This is a genomic window from Streptomyces sp. GD-15H (assembly GCF_045291515.1).
In the GTDB taxonomy this organism is placed as follows: Bacteria; Actinomycetota; Actinomycetes; order Streptomycetales; family Streptomycetaceae; genus Streptomyces.
In genome coordinates, this window is record NZ_CP149447.1 from 1,156,762 (window position 1) to 1,174,618 (window position 17,857).

General features: G+C 71.9%; 16 protein-coding genes and 1 pseudogene. 6 read left to right on the forward strand and 11 right to left on the reverse strand.

Annotation, left to right across the window (positions count from 1 at the left end; translation table 11 throughout):
• Positions 1-3: 3 nt before the first annotated feature.
• Positions 4-663: a GTP cyclohydrolase II gene (ribA, locus tag WJ438_RS05730; protein ID WP_406724238.1), complete on the reverse strand. Its 660-nt coding sequence runs from the start codon at positions 661-663 to the stop codon at positions 4-6.
• Between the two features lie 41 nt (positions 664-704).
• Here ribA and WJ438_RS05735 point away from each other — a divergent pair, with 41 nt between their 5' ends.
• Positions 705-1,535, forward strand: a complete 831-nt coding sequence (locus WJ438_RS05735; RefSeq protein WP_406724239.1) for a creatininase family protein — start codon at positions 705-707, stop codon at positions 1,533-1,535.
• Between the two features lie 194 nt (positions 1,536-1,729).
• Here the strand turns inward: WJ438_RS05735 and WJ438_RS05740 are convergent.
• The 5 genes and pseudogenes from WJ438_RS05740 to WJ438_RS05760 form a co-directional block, all read right to left on the reverse strand.
• A pseudogene (locus WJ438_RS05740) lies at positions 1,730-2,704 on the reverse strand (lysylphosphatidylglycerol synthase transmembrane domain-containing protein); the annotation flags it as partial.
• Positions 2,677-3,693: a class I SAM-dependent methyltransferase gene (locus tag WJ438_RS05745; RefSeq protein WP_406724240.1), complete on the reverse strand. Its 1,017-nt coding sequence runs from the start codon at positions 3,691-3,693 to the stop codon at positions 2,677-2,679. The gene WJ438_RS05745 and the pseudogene WJ438_RS05740, both read right to left, overlap by 28 nt.
• Positions 3,690-4,871 carry a glycosyltransferase family 4 protein gene (locus WJ438_RS05750; protein WP_406729602.1) on the reverse strand — a complete coding sequence of 394 codons (1,182 nt, stop codon included), beginning with the start codon at positions 4,869-4,871 and terminating at the stop codon, positions 3,690-3,692. The genes WJ438_RS05745 and WJ438_RS05750 overlap by 4 nt, the downstream gene beginning before the upstream one ends.
• A 17-nt stretch (positions 4,872-4,888) precedes the next feature.
• Positions 4,889-5,287 (reverse strand): 6-pyruvoyl trahydropterin synthase family protein, encoded by a 399-nt coding sequence (locus WJ438_RS05755; RefSeq protein ID WP_406724241.1) that lies wholly within the window; start codon positions 5,285-5,287, stop codon positions 4,889-4,891.
• A 132-nt stretch (positions 5,288-5,419) separates the two neighbouring features.
• Positions 5,420-6,403, reverse strand: coding sequence for a zinc-binding alcohol dehydrogenase (locus WJ438_RS05760; RefSeq protein WP_406724242.1), 984 nt, complete (start codon positions 6,401-6,403; stop codon positions 5,420-5,422).
• A 108-nt stretch (positions 6,404-6,511) separates the two neighbouring features.
• On the opposite strand from WJ438_RS05760, the gene WJ438_RS05765 reads away from it, so the two are divergent.
• Both WJ438_RS05765 and WJ438_RS05770 read left to right on the forward strand, forming a co-directional pair.
• Positions 6,512-7,276 (forward strand): CDP-alcohol phosphatidyltransferase family protein, encoded by a 765-nt coding sequence (locus tag WJ438_RS05765; protein WP_406724243.1) that lies wholly within the window; start codon positions 6,512-6,514, stop codon positions 7,274-7,276.
• A 118-nt stretch (positions 7,277-7,394) separates the two neighbouring features.
• The gene (locus WJ438_RS05770; RefSeq protein ID WP_406724244.1) at positions 7,395-8,378 is read left to right on the forward strand and encodes an ATP-binding protein; all 984 of its coding nucleotides are present in this window, start codon (positions 7,395-7,397) and stop codon (positions 8,376-8,378) included.
• 16 nt (positions 8,379-8,394) lie between these two features.
• Here the strand turns inward: WJ438_RS05770 and WJ438_RS05775 are convergent, their stop codons facing one another.
• Entirely contained in the window at positions 8,395-8,934 is a 540-nt protein-coding gene (locus WJ438_RS05775) for a hypothetical protein (RefSeq protein WP_406724245.1), read from the reverse strand.
• A gap of 213 nt (positions 8,935-9,147) precedes the next feature.
• On the opposite strand from WJ438_RS05775, the gene WJ438_RS05780 reads away from it, so the two are divergent.
• Both WJ438_RS05780 and WJ438_RS05785 read left to right on the forward strand, forming a co-directional pair.
• Positions 9,148-9,468, forward strand: a complete 321-nt coding sequence (locus WJ438_RS05780; protein ID WP_406724246.1) for a hypothetical protein — start codon at positions 9,148-9,150, stop codon at positions 9,466-9,468.
• Positions 9,469-9,479: 11 nt separating this feature from the next.
• Positions 9,480-9,725 carry a hypothetical protein gene (locus WJ438_RS05785; RefSeq protein WP_406724247.1) on the forward strand — a complete coding sequence of 82 codons (246 nt, stop codon included), beginning with the start codon at positions 9,480-9,482 and terminating at the stop codon, positions 9,723-9,725.
• A gap of 191 nt (positions 9,726-9,916) precedes the next feature.
• Here WJ438_RS05785 and WJ438_RS05790 read toward each other — a convergent pair whose 3' ends face one another.
• From WJ438_RS05790 to WJ438_RS05805, 4 genes are all read right to left on the reverse strand, one after another.
• Positions 9,917-12,067 carry an Hsp70 family protein gene (locus WJ438_RS05790; RefSeq protein WP_406724248.1) on the reverse strand — a complete coding sequence of 717 codons (2,151 nt, stop codon included), beginning with the start codon at positions 12,065-12,067 and terminating at the stop codon, positions 9,917-9,919.
• Positions 12,064-12,615 carry a hypothetical protein gene (locus WJ438_RS05795; protein WP_406724249.1) on the reverse strand — a complete coding sequence of 184 codons (552 nt, stop codon included), beginning with the start codon at positions 12,613-12,615 and terminating at the stop codon, positions 12,064-12,066. Before WJ438_RS05795 ends, WJ438_RS05790 begins: the two co-directional genes overlap by 4 nt.
• Before the next feature lie 173 nt (positions 12,616-12,788).
• Positions 12,789-13,688 carry a hypothetical protein gene (locus tag WJ438_RS05800; protein WP_406724250.1) on the reverse strand — a complete coding sequence of 300 codons (900 nt, stop codon included), beginning with the start codon at positions 13,686-13,688 and terminating at the stop codon, positions 12,789-12,791.
• Positions 13,689-14,598: 910 nt separating this feature from the next.
• Positions 14,599-15,195, reverse strand: coding sequence for a hypothetical protein (locus WJ438_RS05805; RefSeq protein WP_406724251.1), 597 nt, complete (start codon positions 15,193-15,195; stop codon positions 14,599-14,601).
• A gap of 370 nt (positions 15,196-15,565) precedes the next feature.
• Between WJ438_RS05805 and WJ438_RS05810 the strand changes: the two genes are divergently transcribed.
• On the forward strand, positions 15,566-17,773 hold the full coding sequence (locus tag WJ438_RS05810) for an N-6 DNA methylase (RefSeq protein WP_406724252.1): 2,208 nt from the start codon (positions 15,566-15,568) through the stop codon (positions 17,771-17,773).
• Positions 17,774-17,857 lie beyond the last annotated feature (84 nt).

The window sequence follows — 17,857 nt, forward strand, 5'->3', positions numbered from 1 at the left end:
CCGTCAGGACCAGTGCGCCACCGCGTCCAGGTGGGGCAGGTGGTGGTCGAGGCGTTCCCGCTTGGTCCGCAGGTAGGTGATGTTGCTCTCGCACGGCGGTATCAACAGCGGCATCTGCTCGGCGACCTGGACACCGTGCCGTACCAACGCCTCGTGCTTGCGGGGATTGTTGGACATCAGCCGCACCGACCGCACGCCCAGGTCCTGGAGCATGCCGGCGGCGACACCGTAGTCGCGGGCGTCCACCGGCAGGCCGAGGGCGAGGTTCGCCTCGACGGTGTCCAGTCCCTCCGCCTGCAGGGCCATCGCGCGCAGCTTCGCCAGCAGGCCGATGCCGCGGCCCTCGTGTCCTCTCAAGTAGAGGACGACACCCGCCCCTTCGGCGGCCACCGCGCGCAGTGCGGCGGCGAGCTGGTCGCCGCACTCGCAGTGCTGGGAGCCGAACGCGTCGCCGGTCAGGCACTCCGAGTGCAGCCGGGTGAGGACCCGGTCCGCGCCGATGTCGCCGTGGACCAGGGCGACTTGTTCGTCACCGCGGTCGTGGTCGAGGTAGCCGACCACCTGGAACTTTCCGTACACGGTGGGCAGCGGCGCATTCACGACACGTTCCACGCCGGTCCGCTGCGGGGGCTTCTTGCCGAGTACGCCTATGTTTTCTGTCATGATTCCCGAGTTCCTAAGCAGAGACGAAAGGCCTTGAGGATATGGGTGGTTCACAAAAGCGGTCGGCGGCATACGGCCCGGTCCACGGTCTGTTGCCGGCGGATACTACAGAAGATGTACGGAAGCGGAGCGCCGACGTCTCACGGCAGATCGCAATCCTTCCCATCGGGAGTTTCGAGCAGCACGGTCCGTTCCTGCCGCTGGTGACCGACACGCTGGTGGCGTGTGCCGTCGCGGGGGAGATCGCCGACGCGTACCCGGTGCACCTCCTCCCTCCGGTGACGGTCTCCTGCTCGCACGAGCACGCGGCCTGGCCGGGGACCGTCTCCCTCTCCTCCGTGACCCTTCACGCGGTGATACGGGACATCGCCGACTCGCTGCGCCGGTCCGGCGTGGACACCCTGGTGCTGGTCAACGGACACGGGGGAAACTACGTACTCGGCAACGTCGTTCAGGAATCCTCCGCCCGCGGCGAGCGCATGTCACTGTTCCCGGCACCGGAGGACTGGGAGACCGCGCGCCGGCACGCCGGCGTGGTCACCTCGCTGCTCACCGACATGCACGCGGGGGAAATCGAGACCTCCATCCTTCTGCACACTCATCCCGAATTGCTCCGGACCGGTTATGAGACCTCCGATCACGTCGCCGACGACCGGCGCCAGTTGCTCACACTGGGAATGACCGCCTATACCGATTCAGGTGTCATCGGACGTCCTTCGCTGGGCTCCGCGGAAAAGGGCAGGGAACTTCTGGCGAGCCTCGTGGATTCCTTCGGCGCGTATTTCTCGATGCTCACCTCCGGAAGCACCGCGACGGATGCGGCAGGCGCGACCGGTTCGGCCCGCGCGGTGAGCGACGGCGACGGCGCGTAGGCCGCGTCGTCCTGCGCGGCGGGTGTGAGGACGGCGGCGAGTGCGGCTGCGGGTGCGGCGGTGGCCGTCCGGCGCCCTGTGCTCCGCCGCCCGGCGCGCAGTTCCGCGTACCAGCGGGCGACGAGCACGATCACTCCGGGCAGGCTCGCCACGAGGCTGAGCACCCCGTAGACCACGGCGACGGCCAGCCCCCGGCCCGCGCCCAGTCCCGCGGCGCCGAACGCCCAGGCGGCGACGCCCTCCCGGGGGCCCCAGCCGCCGACGTTCAGCGGCAGCACCATGGCGAACAGCGCCAGTACGCCCAGCGGCAGCAGCTCGGTCACCGCAGCGCCGACTCCGGCGACGCGGGCGGCGAGTACGAACATCGCCAGGTATCCGGCGAGCACGACGACGGAGGAGAGCAGCACACCCGGACCGTTGCGCCGGGACAGCAGCCCCTCGCGGGCCTCGGCGAATACCGGCCATGGCGCCCGGCCCCGGCGTGACGGCGCCGACCGGTTCATGCGCAGGGCGAGGACGACGGCGCAGGCGCCGAGTGCGGCGAGGCCCACGAGCGGGGCGGCCTGCCGCATCTCGTCCCGGACCGGGGACGGCATCGTCAGCAGCATCACGGCCCCGGCGGCGAACAGCGCCACCTGTCCGGCGGTCCGTTCCAGCACCACGGACCGCACCCCGCGGCCCAGGTCACCGGCGCTCCGCCCGTGCCGCACCGCGCGGTGGACGTCGCCGAGGACGCCACCGGGCAGGGCCGCGTTCAGGAACAGGGCGCGGTAGTAGTCGGCGACGGCCAAGGCGAGCGGCAGCCGGATTCTCAGACCCCGGGCCACCAGGGCCCAGCGCCAGGCGCTGAACACCGTGGTCACCAGCCCGATCCCGAGCGCCGCCAGCACGGAGAGCCCGTCGATCCGGCGCAGCCCGTCGACGAAGACTCCGGTGCCCAGGCGCCACAGCAGCACGGCGAGGATGACGACACCGGCGACGCTGCCGAGGCGGGTGCGCACGGCGGGGGTGTTGAGCCGGGCGAGGAGAGCGCGCGAGGCGCTGCCGGTGCGCGGTGTCGGGGCGTCGGGAGGCAGACTGTCGAGGACCGGGGTGTCGGGAACCGGGGCGTCCAGGACCGGTGTTTCCACCGTCCGGACACTCACGCGGCGGCGCCCGACGGCCCGCACAGGGCGAGCAGGTCGCTGTGGTGGACGACGACCCGCAGTTCGCCCGCCGCGCAGGCCTCCAGGCGCTCGGTCAGGTAACGACCCGCGGGCTCCGCCAGTTCGGGGCGTTCCTCGACCGCCGCGCCGACCCAGCCCCGCAGCCACTGCGCGGTCAGTTCGGCCTGCTCGGGTCCGAGCCGCCAGGGGCTCGGGTTGAGCCGTACGGTCGCGCCGTGTTCGGCGAAGGCCTGCGCGGCGACGGTGGCCGCGTCCGGGCCGAGCAGTCCGTCCCGGCGCTGGTGGGCGTTGAACGCCTCGGTGATCTCCTGGTCCAGCGGGTGCGGCGCGGTCAGTTCGACGCGTCCGGCCACCGAGAGCGTGAGCAGGGCCGGGCAGCCGGCTCCGGCACAGGCGGCGGCGAGGGCGTCGACGTCCTCGCGGGTGAGGACGTCCAGCAGTGCGGACGCCGTCACCAGGGAGGCGCCGGCCAGGGCGTCCGGGGTGAGCCGGGCGACGTCGCCGCGCCGGGTCTCCACGCTGACGCGGCTGCCGTCGGCGGCGGACCGCGGGGAGGCGACGGCGGCGAAGTGGAGGAGGTAGGGGTCCCGGTCGTGCAGGATCCAGTGCTGGGCACCGTCCAGCCGGGGCGCGAGCCAGCGGCCCATGGAGCCGGTCCCGCAGCCGATGTCGTGGACGAGGAAACCGTCGGCCCGCTGCGGCAGGTTGGCGAGCCGGATGCGCAGCGGGTCGAGCAGGTCGTGGGCGCGTGCGCAGGCGTCGGCGGGCTCACGCAGTTGGAGCCACTCGGGCGCGTACCGGGCGGGTTCCTCGGCGTCGGACTCCCGCAGCCGGAGGGTGGCCCGCTCGCCGGGACGGAGCGCGGGACCGGCCCCGGGGATGACGGACTGCCGGGCGGCAGGGGCGCCCGGTCCCACCTGTACCGCCGTCTGCGTTGTCTGCGTCTGCGTTGTCTGCGTCTGCGTTGTCTGCGTTGCTGACGGGGTGGTCATGCGGCCTTCCGGGGTTCGGTCGGCAGTCGGCGCAGTACCTCCGCCAGGCTCTGTGCGGTGCTCGCCCAGCCGCCGAGCGCGGCACGCCGGCCGCGCGCGGCCGCCTTCAACCGGCGGCGGACGTCCGCCTCGCCGAACCAGCCGCGGAGCTCGACGGCGAGGGCGGCGGGGTTCTCCGGCGGGACGAGGATGCCGGGCACCCCGCCGTCGGGGGCGCGGCCGACCGCCTCGGGCAGGCCCCCGACATCGGTGGCCAGCACCGGGATGCCACGCGCCAGTGCCTCGGTGACCGCCATGCCGTACGTCTCGGCGTACGAGGTGAGGACCATCAGGTCGGCGGCGGCGTAACTGGCGTCGAGTTCGGCGCCGGATCTCGGCCCCGTCAGCTCCAGCCGGTCCTGGAGGCCGTACTCGGCGATCAGGGAGCGCAGTTGGGCGACGTACTCGGGGTCGTGGCCGAGCCCGCCGACCAGCGCGCAGCTCCACGGCAGGTCGGACACCGCCGCCAGCGCCTCCACCAGCCGGTGCTGACCCTTGCGCGGGGTGACCGCGGCGACGCACAGCAGTCGGGAGACGCCGTCGGTGCCGGAGGCGAGGGGCGCGATGTCGGCGCCGGGCGCGGCGGCGTGGACGCGCTCGGGCGCGAGACCGTGGTGGGAGACGAGGCGGCGTACCGCCCAGTCGCTGGTGCCGATGACGGCCGGCACCGCGCGCAGGACCGTACGCTCACGGGCGTCCAGGTCGGCGGCGACCGACGGGGCGAGCCCGGTCTCGTCGCCGAGCGGGAGATGGACGAGGACGGCCATCCGCAGCCGTTCCGCCTCCGGGACGATGATCTCGGGGACCCCGCAGGCGACCAGCCCGTCCAGCAGGACGACGGCGCCGTCGGGCAGTTCGCGCAGGGTGCGGGCGAGCACGGTGCGGGCGGCGGCGTCCGGGCGGGGCCAGTCACCGGCCACGGCGTGCCGCTGCACCTGCCAGCCGAATCCGGGCAGGTCCAGGCAGACGCGCCGGTCGTAGGCGTTGCCGCCGCTCGGTGCGGCCGGGTCGTCGACGCCGCCCGGCATCAGGAAGTGCACGGAGCGCAGGGACATGGGGATGATCCCTCCGTTCCCCGGGAAGGAGGCCTGCTGGGGAACATAGTCCAGGCGGGCCCGCTGGGGGGCGGTGCCGGTCATGGTGGCGGTGGCGTCGTTCACAGCTCACGCTCGTAACTCGCCCAGGCGATGTGCGACTCGTGCAGGGTGACCGCGAGTCCCGCGATGCCCTTGGCGCCCTCGCCCAGCGCGCCCTTGTGGATGCGCTCGGCGAGCCGGTCGGCGATGACCTTGGCCAGGAACTCCGTCGAGGTGTTGATCCCCGCGAAGTCGGGTTCGTTGTCGAGGTTGCGGTAGTTCAGCTCGCCGACGACGGCCCCGAGTTCCTGCGTCGCGAGGCCGATGTCGACGACGAGGTTGTCCTCGTCCAACTGTTCGCGCCGGAATGTGGCGTCCACGAGGAACGTGGCCCCGTGCAGGCGCTGGGCCGGTCCGAAGACCTCGCCGTGGAAGCTGTGGGCGATCATGATGTGATCGCGGACGGTGATGCTGAACAACGGACGACCCTCCAGGTGCGGCGCGTCTGCCCCCGGCCGATCGCCGCCGGGGATGCCGTGTAGTACGGCTGTTCGCCGTCCGGCGTTCAGCCTCCGGTGTGTCTTTTCTCAGGTCAGACGGTGGCTCTCCGATCAGGGCGTGGCCCGGTCGTAGTGGATGAGGTGGCACAGGGCCGGGATCTCGCCGGAGGCGAGGCGAGGCATGACGTCGGGCAGCTCCTCGAACGCGGACTCGCCGGTGATCAGCGCGTCGAGCGCGGGGTCGGCCAGCAGGTCGAGGGCGAGGGCGAGCCGGTCGGCGTAACTGCGGCCGGGGCGGGCCGGGGAGACCGTGCCGACCTGGCTGCTGCGGATGGCGAGCCGCCGGGAGTGGAAGGCCTCGCCCAGCGGGAGGCTCACCTTCCGGTCGCCGTACCAGCTCAGTTCGATCACCGTGCCCTCGGCGCCGAGCAGTTCGAGCGACCGGGTGAGTCCCTGCTCGGTGGCGCTGGCGTGCACGACCAGGTCGCAGTCGCCGAGGGCGTCCCCGGGCAGCGCGAATCCGACGCCGAGGGCCTCGGCGGTCTCGGCGCGCGCGGGGTCGGCGTCGACGAGCTGGACGCGTACGCCGGGGAAACGGGCCAGCAGCGCGGCCACCGAGCTGCCGACCATGCCGCCGCCGACGACGGCGATCCGGTCACCGATCAGCGGCGCCGCGTCCCACAGGGCGTTGACGGCGGTCTCCACGGTGCCGGCCAGCACGGCCCGGCCGGCGGGCACGTCGTCGGGCACGGGTGTCACGGCGCTCGCCGGGACGACGTAGCGGGTCTGGTGCGGGTAGAGGCAGAAGACCGTGCGCCCGACGAGTACCGCCGGCCCCTCCTCCACCACGCCCACATTGAGGTAGCCGTACTTCACCGGCCCCGGGAAGTCGCCCTCCTGGAACGGCGCGCGCATCGCCGTGTGCTGGCTCTCGGGCACCCCGCCGCGGAAGACGAGGGTCTCCGTACCGCGGCTCACCCCGGAGTACAGCGAGCGCACCAGCACCTCGTCCTCACCGGGGGTGGGCAGGGCGGTCTCACGGATCTCTCCTCGGCCGGGTGAGCCGAGCCAGAAGGCACGAGCGGTGTGGTTCATCGAATTCCTCCTGAACGAACGGCAAGTTGCACCCGTACCGAGTGGTGCACGGGCCGCGCACAAGGCAGCGGCGTTGATCGACTCTGTCACACGGCCGGAGGGTGTTCGGTGGCCCTGAACAACAGTTACGACGCGAGGCTCGTACAGCAGGAGACCGCCGTGGGGGCGGGCGTGCAGGTCCTGCTGCTGGCGCTTCTCGGTACGGCGATCGGCATGGGCCCGGCGGGCTGGCTGACCGGCCTCGCGTTCGCGATCGCCACCTGGGCGGTGCTCTCCCGGGCCCTGCACCGGTCCCGGCTGCGCTCGTTCGGCCCGGCCAACCGGGTGACGCTCGGCCGGGCGATCCTGGTGGGCGGGGTGACCGCGCTGGTCGCCGACTCCTTCCGGGACACTCCGCCCGTCGCCCTCTTCGTCGGCCTGACCGCCGCGGCCCTCGTCCTCGACGGGGTGGACGGCAAGGTGGCCCGCAGGACCGGAACGTCGACCGCGCTGGGTGCCCGTTTCGACATGGAGGTCGACGCGTTCCTCATCCTGGTGCTCAGTGTGTACGTGTCGATGGCGATGGGGCCCTGGGTGCTGCTGATCGGCGGTATGCGGTACGTCTTCGTCGCCGCGGCCCGGGTGTGGCCGTGGCTGAACGCCGCCCTCCCGCCGAGTACCGCCCGCAAGACGGTGGCCGCGCTGCAGGGCGTCCTCCTGCTGGTGGCGGGCGCGGACCTGCTGCCGCACCTGGTCAACGTCGGGGTGGTGGCGCTGGCCCTGGGCCTGCTGTTGTGGTCGTTCGGCCGCGACGTCCTGTGGCTGTGGCGCACCTCGCGGGTACGGCCCTCCGCCCACCCCGAACAGCCGGTGCGGGAACTCGTCGCGGGGTGACACCCCCTCGGCCCGTAAGCATGAAGTGGCGCCGACACGCCCCGAAGTGTTTGACACCGTCCCAGCCCCCCTCTAAACCTACCGACATGACATTCGTTTTCAAGACGGTGGAGTGCCGATGAGGATCGCGTTCGTCGGCAAGGGCGGCAGTGGCAAGACGACGATGTCCGCCCTCTTCTCCCGTCACCTGGCGAGCACCGGCGCCCCGGTGCTCGCCATCGACGGCGACATCAACCAGCACCTGGCCGAGGCCCTCGCCCCCGCCGAGGGCACCCCGGTGACACCCCCTCCCCTGGGTCCGCGCCTGCACGACATCAAGGCGTACCTGCGCGGCACCAACCCCCGCATCACCTCCACCGAGTCGATGATCAAGACGACTCCGCCCGGCCGCGGCTCACGCCTCCTGCGTCTGCTGGGCGACGACGAACTGCACGCGCGGCACGTCGTCCGGGCCGGCGGCGTCCCGCTGATGGCGACGGGCCAGTTCGACGACAGCGACCTGGGTGTGGCCTGCTACCACTCCAAGCTGGGCGCGGTGGAGCTGTACCTGGGCCACCTGGTCGACGGCCCAGGCGAGTACGTGGTGGTCGACATGACCGCGGGCGCCGACGCCTTCGCCTCCGGCCTGTTCACCCGCTTCGACCTCACCTTCCTGGTCGCCGAACCCACCCGCAAGGGCGTCTCCGTCTACCGCCAGTACCGCGACCACGCCCGCGAGTTCGGCATCCGTATCGCGGTCATCGGCAACAAGGTGACCTGCGAGGACGACCTCCTCTTCCTCAAGAACCAGGTGGGTGACGACCTCCTGACCCACCTCGTGCACTCGGACTGGGTGCGGGCGGCGGAACAGGGCAGGGCCGCACCGGCCGGCCCCGACACCCCGGACGCCCTGGGCACCCTGGAACCGCACAACCACCACGCCCTGACCGTCCTGCGCGAGGCCGTCGACTCCCAGCCCCGGGACTGGGACCGCCTCCACCGCCACGCCGTGGAGTTCCACCTCCGCAACGCCCGCGCCTGGGCCGACGCCCGCACCGGCGAGGACCTGTCGGCCCAGGTCGATCCGGACTTCGTCCCCGGCCCGGCGACCCTTCTGCCCTGACCCCGGGCTTGCCCGGCTACTCGATGCCGGTCGAATCGAGGAGCCGGACCAGGTCCTTGCGCCCGTACCCGAGCAGCCGGGCACGATGGGTGCCGGCCAGCAACAGGTGTGCGGCGATCACCGCCGCACACCCGTCCCTGTCATCACCGAGCCACTCCTGCGGCTTCTCGACACCCAGACTGTTCATCACCAGCCCGTGTTCGCGCCGTACTTCCGCGACGGTGCCGACGACCGCGTCCAGCAGCGTCTTCCCCGGCCGCTCGCACTCCAGGGCAAGGTGCCCCCGGTCGACCGGCACACAGCCCTCCGGCGGCCGCTCCCGCAACCCCGCATACCGCTCGTCCCCGAACCCGACCGCGCCGAACTCCTCGTGCACCAGGGAGAACCGATGCAACCCGGCCGGGAGGGGAGGCGGCGGAGGCGAGTACTCCCACCCGGCATCCTCGTACAGCAGCCTCTTCGCCTCCTCCTCGTCGGCGTGTGTCACGGTGAACCCACTGGCGTCGTTGCGCCCGGTGGTCGTGCCGTCGGGGTTGCGATGAAAGCAGAGACCCATGTGTACCCCCGTGGTCTGCGATGAGAAGGACGAGAAGCCCTCGTCACGGGATCAAACGGACCGCGACCCCCACCCGTGCCCGCTCCCCGAACGATCACCCGATCGCGTGATCCCGCACTGCGGGCTGACGCCGGCCAACGCAACTCTGCGGCCTCACCCCGGGGATCACCACAATCCCCCGCGCGTTCACGTCCACTGAACTACCGTGCCGCCATGACCACGAAGCCTCTTCCCCACCTCACCCCGACCGGCACCTGCTGGTGCGGCTGCGCCAAGAAGGTCGGCGCGGGTTCCTTCTTCGCCCCGGGCCACGACAAGGTGGCCGAGGCGGCCCTGCTGGCAGCCGAATACGGTTCCTCCATCGCCCAGTTGCTGCACGCCCACGGATACGGCCCCGGACACTCGGTGAGCGCCCGTGCCGTCACCGAGGGCGTATGGCGGAAGTGCCCCTCGTGCGCCTACGTCGGCGCCCCCGCGAGCATCGTCAACCACGCGAAGCGCGCACACGCGTCCGCCACTACCGAACAGGCGTGAGGACCAACACGATGACCGAACCGCCCACAGGCACATCCACCCAACGCGCCGACCTCGAGAAGGCGGTACGCACCTACGGCGGCCACTGGGACACCGACCGCGGCCTACGCGCCCTACGCGACGCGGGCCACGACCCCCAGGAGAAGAACACCCGCCACATCCTCCGCGACCTCGCGCGCCAGGGCCTGTTGGTGAAGGTGGAGGACTGGCCCGTGCGGTACACCACCGCGGAGAATGAATCCGACGGTGGTCACTGAAGGTGATCCCGCCGCTGGACCGACCGCAGGCTCCCGGCACCCGGCCTCTCGTGCACGGTCATACCGGCGGCGACACACCGCCGCCGGTATTCAACTGGTACCCGCGACCCGCACGGCGGTCCTCGAACCACGGCACATCAACACGTCAACTACGGCACCTCTCGTCGGCGCCCGGCCCGGGACGAACGCCGTCAGTGGCGCCGCCGTGCCGGCGCGGCGGCGTTGGGAGTACGCGGGTTGAAGACCCAGAGCCCTTGGGAGTGAGTGGCTCCCAGCACCCGATTGTTCTCCAAAAGCCAGGGGTTGGCCTTCTGGAAGGGGGCGAAGTTGTCGTTGGAGACGATCACCCCGCCGATCTCGTCCGCGATGCTGATGACCAGCGCGTCGCCACGGCCCTCGGTGCCGGCGGGCGGCTGCACCACGGTGCCGTCGGCGATGGCCTGTTCCACCAGCGGCCGCTCCTCCGCTGCGACGTCGTGGCGGAGCGTGGCGTCCACGACGACGTGGATGTCCCTGTCCGGGTTCTTGAACTGCAGTGACCTGATGGCCGCTTGCAGGGCGAGGAAGCTGGGCCGCCCTCCTGCCGAGCGGGGCGGACGGCCGTTCCAGGCCAGGTTGGACCCGTCGACGACCAGCGCGGCGGGCTTCTGCCCGGTCACCGGAGCAGACTTGCCGACCGAGGACGCCGACGAGGCCAGGGGCGCCCGGGTGGAGGCCTTCGCCGCCAGGAAGGTCGGCGACGGCGGCCCGGCGTTCTTTGCCGAGGACCCGTTGTCGGGTCGTCCACCGGACTGCGCGGCGGCGGGGCCCCGCTGGGGGTGGGTCGGCCGGGGTGCTGTGCGCTCGGACGCGCTCAGGGTGAACAGCCTGGTGAGTTCCTCCTCGATGTCCGGGGGCGCCGTGCGGTCGCCGAAGACCCTGACCTCGTCGTCGAGTACGGTCTCGCCGGTCCGCTGGAGGGTCGCCTTCACCGTCAGCAGGCCTTCCTTGCTGTACGTGTACTCCAGGTCGAACGCGCCGTCCTCCGCCTGGGAGCGCTGCGGGTAGGCCAGGACGAGCTCGGTCAGCTTGACGTTGTCGGGGTGGTCGACGGGCTGGTCCGGGTCCCCTTCCCACACTTCCACGGTCAGTCGGCGCACTCCGTCCTTGGACGGCTGGTACGACTTGGACCGCTGCTGGGGCAGCCGCTGGTTGCGGTCGATAAGGGCACTGAAGGCCCTTTTGCCGTCACGGTCCTTGGTCACCGTGCCCAGCGCGTGGGTGTTGACGACCCGGATGATGCTCTTCAGCTCACCGTCCATGGCCGCCGCGCTGATGGCGGCTCCCTGGGCGACCGCGGTCATCGGGTCGCACAGCTCCGGACCGACCAGTTCGCAGTCCAGTGCTTCGGCCACGGCCTCGCGCACCGCGGGAATCTGGCTGCTTCCGCCGATCATCAGTACGGCCGTGAGGTCGCGCGGGTCGATACGGGCCTGTTCGAGGCACTCTTCGACCGGGTCGAGGGCGTGGCTGATCAGGTCCTGGATCTCGGCGGAGAACTCCTCCTGGCCGATCTCGACGACGTTTCCGTCCGGGGTCGCGATGCGTACGGACTCCTGGGACGACAGCAGGATCTTGTTGCGTTCCAGCTCGAGACCGAACTGCCGCTGCTCGGACTCGGACCACTGCCTGCGCGCGGGCGCCCGGTTCAGGACCATGCGCCGCAGCCGGGCGTCGATCTCCAGGCCGCCCAGCTGGTTGACGCCTCGGCTGGCCTTCTCGTCGAAGAAGCCGTCCTCGTGCAGCAGCAGGGTGGCGTCCATGGTGCCACCGCCCCAGTCGAAGACGAGGAACTCTCCGTCCTCCTCCACGGCGTGGGCGTAGGAGATGGCGGCGGCCGTGGGCTCGTTGAGGAGGGTCTTGACCGTGATGCCCGCCGCCCGTGCCGCTTCCCGGGTGCGGAAGCGGGCCGCGCCGGTGGCGTTGGCGGGGACGGTGATCACGGCTTCCGCAATCTCGGTCGCGGCCTCCTCCTCGGCGGCCGTGGCCATGGACCGGAAGACTCCGGCGGCGGCGGTGGTGGCGGCGAACCTCCGCCCTCCGATCGTCACGAGGGGCTCGTCGCGCAGCATGCGCTTGCATGCTTCGACCGCTTGCTCGGAGCGGAGCTTGGCCTCCCAGCCGAACAGCGCTCCCGTCCTGAGCGAGCTGGTGCCCACCACCGACGGATAGAGCAGTTCGAAGCCGGGGCGCTTCCAGTCGGCGTCGAGTCCCTGTGCGCCGAGTTCCAGGACTTCGACGTATTCGCCGTTCCACTGGGCGGCCACCGAGTTGGTGGTGCCGAAGTCGATACCGGTGGTCACGCTTCTCCCCCCTCTGCGCTGTCGCGCGCGGAAACCCTCCGAAGGTGTCCGGCCAGAACCACCTTTCCGGTCACCTCGTCCACGTAGGCCGGACGCAGCACCTCGAGGTTCTCGCCCTCGCCTTCCGTGACGACGAACCGGTCGCTCTCCTCCGGTTCGGTGATCCTGAGCAGGCGCAGGTGCCGCAGGTGGTCCAGCAGGGTGCCGCTGACGAGCTCACCGCCGTGGTCCGTGCTCGTCCAGAGCAGGGCGTCGATCTCGGCGAGCCGGCCCACGAACTGTGCGCGGGTCCGGAACTCGTCCAGAACGGCCTTGCGCACGGCCACGTTCAGCCCGGCGGACGGGGCGGCGGCGTTACCGTCGGCGGCCGTGACGGCCTCCAGAGCGGAGGGGATCCGTTCGACGACCCCCTGGATGATCGTCTTGGCGTCGATGGGCTCCGGCGCCGGCACGACGACCTGCCGCTCCCCGTCGGCGGACCGCTCGTCCGGCTGTTCCCGCTTCGCGCGACGGGCCCTCAGCCCTCCGGGCTTGTGCGGCGCATCCATCCGGTCCTGGCCCGGCTGTATCTGCCCGCAGTGCGGGCAGGGACGATGGGGGCGCTGGTTCTTGTGGATCCTCTGCACGCCACGGCTTGCCGCGGTTTTCCTTTTCTGGGCCATGGACTGGTCGCGCCTCACTCACCGTCGTGCGTCGTCGTGGTCGTGGTAGGGGTGGGCCGTCAGCGGCTGTGGCCGTGCCGGTCGAGGTGGGGTGCGGTGCTCCGGAAGTCGTCGAGCAGTTCGACGGCTGCGCGAGCACGCATGATCTCCAGTTCCGCACCGCTGGTGAACGTGGTGCGGCGGGCCAGTGGCTCCAACGGTGGTACCAGTTGCCGGGGGACGGCGTCCGGCAACTCGTAGCGGGCCTCGGCGAGCGGCAGCCGGAAGAACACGTCGAGACCGGAGTCATGGCGCAGGGCCTCTTCGATGCGGCCCTGTGCCCGGTTGACCCGGGACTGGCTCGTCTGGTCCCCTGCTTGCGCGTACTGGCGGAAGAGGTCCCGGCAGTGCCGGTCCCATCCTTCGGCCCCGTGGTCCAGGCCGAGTTCCAGGAACGGGTTCGTCATCGGCTCCCGCTGGTTCCTGGGAGTCTCTCTCCATGTGCGGACGAGGGCGAGGTTGCGTTCGGCGACGGCACCGCCCACCTCTGTCGCCTTCCGTGCGTGTTCCTCCGCGAGGGCGAGCTTCTCGCTTCCGCCCGCGCCGACCGCCGTGGCCACGGCCACGTAGGCCGCGACGGTGTACGCCTCGGACATCATTTCGGCGGGGAGCGACGTGACGGCGCGGCTGCGCAGGAAGGCGTCCACCTGGTTGTCCGCCGCGTCCAGCTCTCCGGACCTGGTGAGGTCGTAGGCACGCCTGAGCGCGACCAGCGCATGGAAGCCGCTGCGTGTCGGATCGACGGTCTCCGTCGGCTGCCACAGGGCGGCCATCAGCTTCCAGAGTCCTTCGTCGCGAACCGTTTCCATGGCCCACTGCCCATTGAGGGCGCCGGACTTGAGGTTGCGCAATTCGATCTGCTGGGCTCGCGGCAGGGCGGTGTCCAGTGCGTCGAGGGACGACAGCTGGGCCTCGCCCACGACGTTCGAGCAGCAGGTCCCAGACGTCGTCGGGTTCCCTGCGGGTGACCGTCTCGCCGTCCAGGAACGCGCGGCGGCGCAGGAAGTCGTCCCAGTCGAGGCGCGCGGCTTCGCTCCGGGCGACGGACGAGGGGATCAGACGGGCGCGCAGATAGAGCGCGTCGTCCTCACCTCGCTCCGTCCAGGGCTGGTCCTCCGCCATCAGGCCGCCGTGGTCCACGAGGTCGTCGAGCACGGACAGCGGCGCGCGGGACAGGGCGTACGGCAGGTGGGCGTTCGGAACAGGGACCGCGCCACGGGTCGCCGCTGTGACGAAGAGGGAGAAGGCGGGCCCTCCCGAGACGGCCCGGGACCGCACGTTGACGAGTTCGAGCCCCGGGGCGGTGGAGCACAGGATCTGGCACCGCCGCGTGCCGGGTTCGTTGAGCCACCGCACCTCGACGGCCCAGAGGGACCTCAAGTGTCCGAGAACTTCGTCCGGCTCCAGGGTCGCGAGACCGGCCCGGACCGCAGGAAGCAGTTCCTCGCGGTCCGGTGCACCGGCCACGGCCCGGCTCAGTGTGTCCCGCTGCCCGTCCGTCAGGGTCGGCGCCTCGACGATGTCCCTCAGAACGGCCAGCACGGCGTCGACGGCCTCACCTCCGTTGACGCCGAGCCAGCGCCACTTCCGCTGGGCGAAGCCGTTCGCGCCGGCCGGTTCGCGGCTCGACCGGCGCTCGCGCGCCCTCGCCAGGCGCTCCTTCTCAGCGGCTATCGCCGCGCGTCGTGCGGCAACCGGGTCCGTCATGTCGTACACGCCGACAGGGTAACCGCGCACGGATCCATCGCCTACTCCCCCTGAACCACAGGAATCCTCAGGTAACTCGCCTGCCGGACGCTTGCGGCAGTTGCGGCGATTCCATGCCCGGCCTCAGCCGACCCTCTTCCACTCCTGGCACCGGTTGGTCTTGAAGTACTCGCCGGTGTTGAGCGTCACCCGGCCCGGGCCCTTCAGGTTGTTGTTGGCGATGATGGAGCCGAACTCGCCGCTGGCGTCCTTGGCCCGCTCCCAGTAGCAGCCGAAACCGCCGTCCGCTCCGGCCGTCTTGTACGTGCCGGCCTCGATGTCCTCGCCGACGACGTACTCGCCCTCTCCCGAGAAGCTGGTCGCCGGGCCCGGCTCCTTCGTCTTCTTCGGCTTGGCGGTCACCGTCTCGGTCTTGGTGACGGTGGGCGCGGGCTTGGCGTCGCCGTCGGCGGACTTGGCGGTTTCGGTGACGGTGGCCGTCGGTCTCGGCCCTGACTTGGTGTCGGCTGCCGCCTTCTCCGACGCCGCCGAGCCGTCGCCGCTGCTTCCGATGCCGACTCCGATGAACAGGGACACCAGGGCGACCGCCCCGTACTTCAGCCACCGGCCGCGCTGCTTCGGGGGCCGTACCGGACCGGTGGGCGCGCCGAGGCCGAAGGGGCCCTGCGCGCCGGGGGCGGGCTGCGGGGAGGGGGAAAACTGCTGGAAGGACATGGTCATGCTCCGTTTCCGTGAAATGCGATGCGTGCAATGCGATGCGGGGTGAGAGGTGAGGGGCGCGTGGGCGCTCGTCCGGGTTCAGCAGCCCCGGATCCTGCGGCCCGCCTCGATCGCCGGGTAGAGGATCGCGTCGGCGACCCGGCCGCCCGAATCCTTCACCCCGCGGCTGAAGTTGGGTTGAGCCAGGTTCCTTCGACGACGCCGGTCGGCATGGTCAGGCGCATGGGACTCCCCCCGGAGTTCAAAAGCTTCCACTCGGAAGCAACACAAGAGAAGCACAGCAACGAAAGCGTCGTCAAACACGTTGACAGATTTGACGAGCGCTGTAGGTTGTTGACTGTTCACTCCAGAGAGGCCCAGGACCCCCACCATGCCCCAGTCATCCGCGCAGGTGACCGCCGCCGAGATCTCCCGCATCGCGGGGGTCACACGCGCCACGGTCAGCAACTGGCGCCGCCGGCACGAGGACTTCCCCGCGCCGTCCGGCGGCACGGACAGCAGTCCGCTGTACGACCTGGAGGCCGTGCGTGCCTGGCTCGCCTCGCGCGGTCACGCCTCGGCGGCGACCCCGTCGGAGGAGCTCCGTACGACCCTGCGCCTGCACGCGCAGAGCGGCGGCGGCACGTCGGAGGACCTGCTGCTCCTCGTCCTCGCGACGGCGGGCCGCTCACCGGAGGAGCTGACGGCCGCCACCCGGCTGCCGGACGCGGACCTCGTCGCCCGCGCGCAGCGCGACGCGGCGGACGCGGCCGACGCCGTACCGGCCGCGGGCCCCGTGGACGCCGTCCGCTTCGGGACGGGCGACGCGGACGTGCTGCGCGCGCTGTACGCGTGCGTACGCGACGAGGGCGGCCAGGCCGCGCTGGCCGTGCTGGCGGAGCGGGAGTTGGAGGACAGCGCCGCGTCCGGCGCGTACCAGACGCCCGTGCCCCTCGCCGACCTGCTCGCCGGCCTGGTCCCCGGCTCCCCGGCCCGCGTCCTCGACCCGGCCTGCGGCAGCGGCACGCTCCTGGCGGCCGCCGCCCGCCGGGGCGCACGCGAGCTGTACGGCCAGGACATGCTTCCCGTGCAGGCCCGGCGCAGCGCCGTGAGCCTGATGCTGACGGCCCCGGAGGCCGCGGTCACCGTGCGCGTCGGCGACAGCCTCCGCGCGGACGCGTTCCCCGGTCTGGTCGCCGACGCGGTGCTGTGCACTCCGCCGTACGGCATCCGGGACTGGGGGCATGACGAGCTCGCCTACGACCCCCGCTGGGCGTACGGGGTCCCGGCCCGCGCCGAGTCGGAGCTGGCCTGGGTGCAGCACGCGCTCGCCCATCTGGCACCCGGCGGCCACGCGGCACTGCTCCTGCCGCCGGCCATGGCCGGGCGCGCGTCGGGGCGGCGCGTACGGGCGGAGCTGGTACGCAGCGGGGCGCTGCGCGCGGTGATCGCGCTGCCGGTCGGCGCGGCGGTGCCGTTGCACGTCGGGCTGCAGATCTGGGTGCTGCAACGGCCCGAACCGGGTGGTCCGGAGCGCAAGTCGGTGCTGTTCGTGGACACGGCGGCGGAAGCGTCCTCGTCGGCGGCGGGGGCGGCGGCCGGGCGCGGTGGTACGGCGTCGAGCGGCCGTACGCGGGGCGCGAGCCGGTCCGCCTCCCTGGACTGGCCGGGCGTCACGGCGCGGGCCCTTGGGGCGTGGCGGGCGTTCGCGGAGAGTCCGGACGCGTTCGAGGGCGAACCCGGTGTCGCGCACGCGGTCGGCGTGGTGGATCTGCTGGACGACGTGGTGGACCTGACCCCGGCCCGGCTCGTACGGGCGTCACGGTCCGAGGTCGATCCGGCGGAACTGTCGGCGGAGGTCGACGCCACGCGCCAAAACCTCGTCAAGGCCGCGAAGTCCCTCGCGCGGGCGGCCGGTCACGAGGACTGGAGCGCCGCCGGTGCCGCGGCACGGGAGTGGCGGACGGCGACGGCGTCCGACCTCGCGCGCGGTGGGGCGCTCACCTTGCTGCGGACTCTGCCTGAGGGTGCGCGGGGCCGCGCGGAGGGCGGGAGCGGGGAGCCGCAGGAAGCCAGGGCGGTACTCACCGGCTCGGACATCTCACGCGGTTCGGGTCCCACGGGCGACCCGGCGGAGCTGCGCAGCGACACGGCACCCGTGATCGCCGTCGGGGACGTCCTCGTACGGGCGGTCGCGAGCGTGGACGGCTCGATGGCCCGGGTCGCGGGCGAGGAGGACGCCGGTGCGCTGCTCGGCCTCCACGTCCACCTCTTCCGGCCGGACCCGAAGCGCCTGGACGCCTGGTTCCTCGCCGGGTTCCTGGGCGCGGAGGAGAACATCGCGGGCGCGTCGACCGGCAGCACGGTCCTGACGGTCAGCCCGGGCCGGCTGCGCGTGCCGCTGCTGCCGCTGGAGGAGCAGCGGCGGTACGGAGAGGCGTTCCGGCACGTGCACGAACTCCGGGCGGAGGCGCAGCAGGCGACGCGTCTGGCGGAGGAGACGGCACGGTTGCTGTCGGGTGGGCTCACGGGCGGGCAGCTGCTGCCGTCGCGGGAGGCGGCGAAGGGCCGCGGCCAGGGTGGCGATTCGTCCCATTAGGCACGCCGAACCTCACACATAGACCACACTTGTCGGACCGCCCCGGTCGACTGATGGGCTCGGGCGGTGGGGTTGGGACATTTC

Coding starts and splice junctions, on each gene's coding strand:
- ribA (WP_406724238.1), bottom strand. CDS start 663: ATGACAGAAAACATAGGCGTACTCGGCAAGAAGCCCCCGCAGCGGACC.
- WJ438_RS05735 (WP_406724239.1), top strand. CDS start 705: ATGGGTGGTTCACAAAAGCGGTCGGCGGCATACGGCCCGGTCCACGGT.
- WJ438_RS05745 (WP_406724240.1), bottom strand. CDS start 3,693: ATGACCACCCCGTCAGCAACGCAGACAACGCAGACGCAGACAACGCAG.
- WJ438_RS05750 (WP_406729602.1), bottom strand. CDS start 4,871: ATGACCGGCACCGCCCCCCAGCGGGCCCGCCTGGACTATGTTCCCCAG.
- WJ438_RS05760 (WP_406724242.1), bottom strand. CDS start 6,403: ATGAACCACACCGCTCGTGCCTTCTGGCTCGGCTCACCCGGCCGAGGA.
- WJ438_RS05770 (WP_406724244.1), top strand. CDS start 7,395: ATGAGGATCGCGTTCGTCGGCAAGGGCGGCAGTGGCAAGACGACGATG.
- WJ438_RS05775 (WP_406724245.1), bottom strand. CDS start 8,934: ATGGGTCTCTGCTTTCATCGCAACCCCGACGGCACGACCACCGGGCGC.
- WJ438_RS05780 (WP_406724246.1), top strand. CDS start 9,148: ATGACCACGAAGCCTCTTCCCCACCTCACCCCGACCGGCACCTGCTGG.
- WJ438_RS05785 (WP_406724247.1), top strand. CDS start 9,480: ATGACCGAACCGCCCACAGGCACATCCACCCAACGCGCCGACCTCGAG.
- WJ438_RS05795 (WP_406724249.1), bottom strand. CDS start 12,615: ATGGATGCGCCGCACAAGCCCGGAGGGCTGAGGGCCCGTCGCGCGAAG.
- WJ438_RS05805 (WP_406724251.1), bottom strand. CDS start 15,195: ATGACCATGTCCTTCCAGCAGTTTTCCCCCTCCCCGCAGCCCGCCCCC.
- WJ438_RS05810 (WP_406724252.1), top strand. CDS start 15,566: ATGCCCCAGTCATCCGCGCAGGTGACCGCCGCCGAGATCTCCCGCATC.